The 5,622-nt window shown below is 73.8% G+C and carries 5 protein-coding genes; 2 read left to right on the forward strand and 3 right to left on the reverse strand.

All coding sequences use genetic code 11. From position 1 onward, the window contains the following. A partial coding sequence (locus NWP09_RS11280) for a hypothetical protein (RefSeq protein ID WP_258275608.1) occupies nt 1–282 on the reverse strand: 282 nt, incomplete at its 3' end. Further along, nucleotides 282–758, reverse strand: coding sequence for a hypothetical protein (locus tag NWP09_RS11285; protein ID WP_258275609.1), 477 nt, complete (start codon nt 756–758; stop codon nt 282–284). The genes NWP09_RS11280 and NWP09_RS11285, both read right to left, overlap by 1 nt. A gap of 107 nt (nt 759–865) precedes the next feature. On the opposite strand from NWP09_RS11285, the gene NWP09_RS11290 reads away from it, so the two are divergent. Together NWP09_RS11290 and NWP09_RS11295 are read left to right on the forward strand one after the other, a co-directional pair. Beyond that, nucleotides 866–3,820 (forward strand): cation-translocating P-type ATPase, encoded by a 2,955-nt coding sequence (locus NWP09_RS11290; protein ID WP_258275610.1) that lies wholly within the window; start codon nt 866–868, stop codon nt 3,818–3,820. A gap of 81 nt (nt 3,821–3,901) precedes the next feature. Beyond that, nucleotides 3,902–5,275 (forward strand): short-chain fatty acid transporter, encoded by a 1,374-nt coding sequence (locus NWP09_RS11295; RefSeq protein ID WP_258275611.1) that lies wholly within the window; start codon nt 3,902–3,904, stop codon nt 5,273–5,275. Between the two features lie 45 nt (nt 5,276–5,320). Here NWP09_RS11295 and NWP09_RS11300 read toward each other — a convergent pair. Further along, nucleotides 5,321–5,622: hypothetical protein (locus NWP09_RS11300; RefSeq protein WP_258275612.1), on the reverse strand; the 302-nt coding region annotated here is incomplete at its 5' end.

A 5,622-nucleotide genomic window follows, 5' to 3' on the forward strand; every position in this document is an offset into this window, starting at 1 on the left:
CAGCAGCATCGCGGACGCGCCGGCGAGCGACACGAGCGCGAGCGCTGCGGCGAGCAGCCCGAGGCCGCGCACCCCCCGCTCCGACGCGCGCATGGGCGCAGGCAGCAGCGCCGTCACGAGCAGGACGAGCGCTGCGGCTGCGATCGCGGCGGCCGTGCCGACCGCGAGCTCGACCGCGGAGCCCTCGGCCACGGCCACGCTCGTGAGCGCGGCGAAGCCGGCGCCGAACCCGACCCAGGCGAGCACGTGCGCGACCGCAGCACGAGCCCGCCCTGCGCCCATCAGGCTGCGCCGGGGCGGTCGCCCTCGTCGGCAGCGCTGCGGCCGGGCTCCTCGAGCCGGTCGAAGCGACCCTCGACGCCGCCGTCGGCGACGCGACCGCGCGCATCCGCCTCGACGTGCTCGACATGCTCGGCCGTCATGGCCGTCGTGCGCTTCGCGAGCGCGCGGTCGAGGACGATCGCGACGAGCGCGCCGAGCGCGCCGCCGGCGACGAACCCGACGACGAGCATGAGGCCGATGACCGGTGTCGTGTCGACGCGCTCGCCCGCCTCGTTGAGCGCCTGCGGCATCGATGCCGCGAAGAGCCAGCCGCCGATCGCGCCGAGCAGCGCGCCGAGCCCCATGAAGACGCCGTACTTCGGCGAGCGCCGCACCGTGACGTCGACGCGCTCGGGCCGCGACCCCGCGCGCTCGCCGGGCCGCCATGCGCCGCCGTGCGGGTCGCGCTCGGGAGCCGGCTCGTGCGTCGCATCCATGCGACCAGCATCCCACGCGCCATCGCGCACGAGTACGGTGCGAGGGGGCGCGCCGTGCCGCGCCGAGCGGCCGCGCGGCGGCTCGCCGGCGCCGGACGCGTGCCCTGATGAGCGACGACAGGGGCGTGCAGGTGGAGGGATCGCAGCGGCGGAGCACGGCTCGGCCCTCCGCGGCCGATGCGGCGGCTGCCGCGAGCGCGCAGCCCCGCGACTGGAGCGTGGTCGACGCCAGGGAGGCGGCTCGTGCCCTCGGCGTCGACCCGGACCTCGGCCTCTCGACCGAGGAGGCCGACGCCCGTCGCGCCCGCTCCGGCCCGAACGAGCTCGCGTCGACGCCGCCCGAGCCCGCGTGGCGACGCCTCGTGCGCCAGTTCGCCGACCCGCTCATCGGGCTGCTGCTCGCGGCCATCGCGATCTCCGTCGTCGCCGGGCTCGTCGAAGGCGCAGCCGGGGTCCCGATCGACGCGGTCGTGATCGCCCTCATCGTCGTCGCGAACGGGATCCTCGGCTTCGTGCAGGAGGCGAAGGCGGCGGATGCGGTCGCGGCGCTCCAGGACATGACGGCGGCGACCGCCACCGTCCTCCGCGACGGCCGCGCCGAGCGCGTGCCCGCAGCGGCGATCGTGCCGGGCGACGTGCTCGTGCTCGCCGAGGGCGATGCGGTCGCTGCCGACGCACGACTCGTGGCGTCCTCCTCCCTGCAGATCGCGGAGGCATCGCTCACCGGCGAGTCGGTGCCGGTCACGAAGTCGCCGGCCGCGCTCGCCGCGCCCGCGCCGCTCGGCGATCGGCGGAACTCGGTCTTCAAGGGCACGGCGGTCACGCAGGGCGTCGGCCGCGCCGTCGTGACGGCGACCGGCATGCAGACCGAGATGGGCCGGATCGCGACGCTGCTCTCCGAGACGGAGCAGGAACCGACCCCGCTGCAGCGCGAGATCCGCGCGCTCGGGCGCACGCTCGGGATCGCCGTCGTCGTGATCGCGCTCGTCGTCATGGGCGCGATCGGCGCCGTGAACGGCATCGGCTCGCTGCAGGAGGCGGTCGAGGTCCTGCTCGTCGGCGTCTCGCTCGCGGTGGCCGCGGTGCCCGAGGGGCTGCCCGCGATCCTCTCGCTCGTGCTCTCGATCGGCGTGCAGGCGATGAGCCGTCGCGGCGCGATCGTGAAGAGCCTCTCCTCGGTCGAGACGCTCGGGTCGGCGTCGGTCATCTGCTCCGACAAGACCGGCACGCTCACGCGCAACGAGATGACGATGCTCACCGTGCACACCGGTTCCGGCGTGGCGGACATCACCGGCGTGGGCTACGCGCCCGAGGGACGCGTGCTCATCGACGGCAGCCCGCTGCTCGAGAGCGACCCGGCGCTCGAGCTGCGGGCGGAGGACATCGTCGTGCTCTCGGGCGGCACGCTGGCCTCGGATGCGGAGGTGCGGCAGCAGGAGGACGGCTCGTGGGTCGTCGTCGGAGACCCGACCGAGGCGGCGTTCGTCGTGGCGGAGCGGAAGGCCGGACTCGCCGAGCGGCGCGCGCAGCGCTTCACGCGCATCGGCGAGGTGCCGTTCACCTCGGAGCGGAAGATGATGTCGGTCGTCGTCGAGGACGCCGACCATCCCCTGCCGGGCGCCGAGCGCGGGCGCCCGGTGCTCATCGCGAAGGGAGCCCCGGACGTGCTGCTCGAGCGCAGCACGCGCCGGCGCATCGGGATGCGCGTGACGGAGCTGACGGACGAGGACCGCGCGCGCGTGCTCGCCTCGGTGGAGTCGATGTCGTCGCAGGCGCTGCGCACCCTCGCGGTCGCGTACCGTCCGCTCGAGCCGGACGAGTGCGCATCCGTCGCCGCCGCAGGCGGATTCGACTCGGACGACGCCCGAGCGCTCGAGCGCGACCTCATCTTCGTCGGCACCGTCGGCATCATCGACCCGCCCCGCTCGGAGGCGGCCGACGCGGTCGCCGCGGCGCGCGGCGCGGGCATCCGGGTCGTGATGATCACGGGCGACCACCCCGGCACCGCGCAGCGCATCGCGCAGGAGCTCGGCATCGCCGGCCCGGGCGAGCGCGCGGTCGCGGGCGCGGGGCTCGACGGGATGGACGAGGATGCGCTGCGGGAGGCGGTGCGCGAGAGCTCGGTCTTCGCGCGGGTCGCGCCCGAGCACAAGCTGCGCATCATCGGCGCGCTGCAGGCCGACGGGCACATCGTCGCGATGACCGGGGACGGCGTGAACGACGCCCCGGCGCTCAAGAAGGCCGACATCGGCGTCGCGATGGGCATCACGGGCACCGAGGTCTCGAAGGAGGCCGCCGCCATGATCCTCACGGACGACGACTTCGCCACCATCGTCGCGGCGGTGCGCCAGGGCCGCGTGATCTTCGGCAACATCCGGAAGTTCCTGCGCTACCTGCTCTCGTCGAACGTGGGCGAGGTGCTCACGATGCTGCTCGGCGTCCTGCTCGCCGGCGCGCTCGGGCTCGCGGGGCACGACGGGGCGGTCGTGGTGCCGCTGCTCGCGACGCAGATCCTGTGGATCAACCTCATCACCGACTCCGGTCCGGCGCTCGCGATGGGCGTCGACGCCGAGACCGAGGACGTCATGGCGCGACCGCCGCGCGCACCCCGCGAGCGGGTGATCGACGGCCGGATGTGGTCTGGGATCGTCTCGATCGGGCTCGTCATGGCGGTCGCCACGCTGCTCGCGCTCGACCTGCACCTGCCGGGCGGGCTCGTCCCCGGTTCGGAGGACGTCGAGACGGCGCGCACGGCCGCGTTCACGACGCTCGTGCTCGCGCAGCTGTGCAACGCGCTGAACGCCCGGTCGGAGGAGGAGTCGGCGTTCCGCCGGATGCTCACGAACCGCTGGCTGTGGGCGGCGATCGCGTTCGGCGCCGCCACGCAGGTGCTCGTCGTGCACGCGCCGCTCCTGCAGGCAGCGTTCGGCACGGCGCCGCTCTCGCTCGCGCAATGGCTCACGTGCCTCGCGCTCGCCTCGAGCGTGCTGTGGTTCGGCGAGCTCCGGAAGCTCGCGCTGCGCGCTCGGCGGCGGTCCGGGCCGCGACGCGCAGCGGCGTAGCCGGCGCCGCGCCGCCGACGGGTAGTGTCTGGCTTCGGGCCTGTTGCCCCGTACATCCCTGCATGCACAACGAGGTGAACCATGACGAACGCCACCGCTGAGAAGCGAACCGGAGCCCCGCTCGCGCGCGCGATGCGGCCCATCAACAACGTCGTCGAGCGCTGGATCCCGTCCGCGCTCGTCTTCGCGATCGTGCTGACGCTCGTCGTCGCGCTGCTCGCGCTGACGGTGACGCAGACGAACCCCGTCGATCTCGTCAAGAGCTGGGGCGACGGGCTGTCGGGCCTGCTCGCCTTCATGACGCAGATGGCGCTCATCCTGCTGCTCGGCCACATGCTCGCGAACACCCGCCCGGTGCGCAGGCTCCTGACGAGGCTCGCGGCGCTGCCGCAGACGCCGGTGCAGGCCTACCTGTTCGTGTTCGTGATCGCGTCGGTCGCCTCGCTCATCACGTGGGGCCTCGGCCTCGTCGTCGGCGGGCTGCTCGCGCGCGAGGTCGCCGCCTCGGGCAAGGAGCGCGGCCTCAAGCTGCACTTCCCGATGCTCGTCGCGGCCGGCTTCTCCGGCTTCGTGGTGTGGCACATGGGCTACTCCGGCTCCGGCCCGCTCACGGCCGCGACGCCCGGGTCCTTCATCGCCGAGCACCTGGGCGGCGAGGTCGTCCCGATCACCGAGACGACGTTCGCCCTGCCGAACCTCATCGGCGCGGTCGCGACGGTCGTGGTGGTCGCCGTCGCGCTCGCGCTCGTCGCCCCGCGCGGCAGCGACCGCATCGTCGAGCTCCACCTCGACCTGCGCGAGCAGCTCGCCGATGACGAGGAGGAGATCGTCACGCCCGCCGACCGCATCGACGCGAGCCGCGTCATCACGCTGCTCGTCGGCGCCGCGCTCGTGGCCTACCTCGTCGTGCACTTCGCGCAGGGCGGCACGCTCACGCTCGACATCGTGAACTGGTCGTTCCTCGCGCTCATCTTCCTGCTCGTGAAGAACCCGTTCGAGATCATCCGCCTCACGAAGGAGGCAGCGTCGAACGTCGGCGAGATCCTCCTCCAGTTCCCGCTCTACGCCGGCATCCTCGGCATGATGACGGGCTCCGGGCTCATCCAGGTCTTCTCCGACTGGTTCGTCGCCGTCTCGACCCCCGTGACGTTCGGCGTGCTCGCGCTGCTCTCGGCCGGCCTCGTGAACTTCTTCGTGCCCTCCGGCGGCGGGCAGTTCGCCGTGCAGGCGCCGATCCTGCTCGACGCGGCCGAGCGCATGGGCGTCGACCCGGCGATCCCGATCATGGCGGTCGCGTACGGCGACCAGTGGACCAACATGATCCAGCCGTTCTGGGCCCTGCCGCTGCTCGCGATCGCGGGCCTGAAGATGCGCGACATCCTCGGCTACACGACGGTGACGCTCCTCGCGTCGGGACTCGTGTTCGCGACCGTGCTGCTCGTCTGGTCGCTCTGACACCGATCGCTGACGGCTCCCGCTCGCTGCGGGGGCCGTCGGCGATCAGCGGCGACGGCGCTGCAGCGAGTCGAGCGTCAGCGAGGTCTTCGACAGCGCCGAGGTCGTGAGCGACGAGCGCACGAGCGACGAGCCGCGGCGGCGCACCCGCTCTGCGTCCGCGAGGTCGAGGCGCCCCACGAGCGCCTCGACGAGCGGGTCGCCAGTCGAGGGCACGCCCTGCTCGGCACGCGCTGCCGCCATGTCGGCGGCGCGTCGCACCTGGCCGCCCGCGCGCCGCGCCGCCTCGGCGCCCTCGGCGACCTGCCGCTGCAGCCGCTCGTCGACGCGGCCGCGGAGCTCCTCGA

The organism is Agrococcus sp. HG114 (assembly GCF_024723325.1).
Taxonomy (GTDB): Bacteria; Actinomycetota; Actinomycetes; order Actinomycetales; family Microbacteriaceae; genus Agrococcus.

What these genes read in the sequence shown, in the direction of transcription:
- NWP09_RS11295 (WP_258275611.1), top strand. Translation starts at nt 3,902, where the DNA reads ATGACGAACGCCACCGCTGAGAAGCGAACCGGAGCCCCGCTCGCGCGC.
- NWP09_RS11285 (WP_258275609.1), bottom strand. Translation starts at nt 758, where the DNA reads ATGGATGCGACGCACGAGCCGGCTCCCGAGCGCGACCCGCACGGCGGC.
- NWP09_RS11290 (WP_258275610.1), top strand. Translation starts at nt 866, where the DNA reads ATGAGCGACGACAGGGGCGTGCAGGTGGAGGGATCGCAGCGGCGGAGC.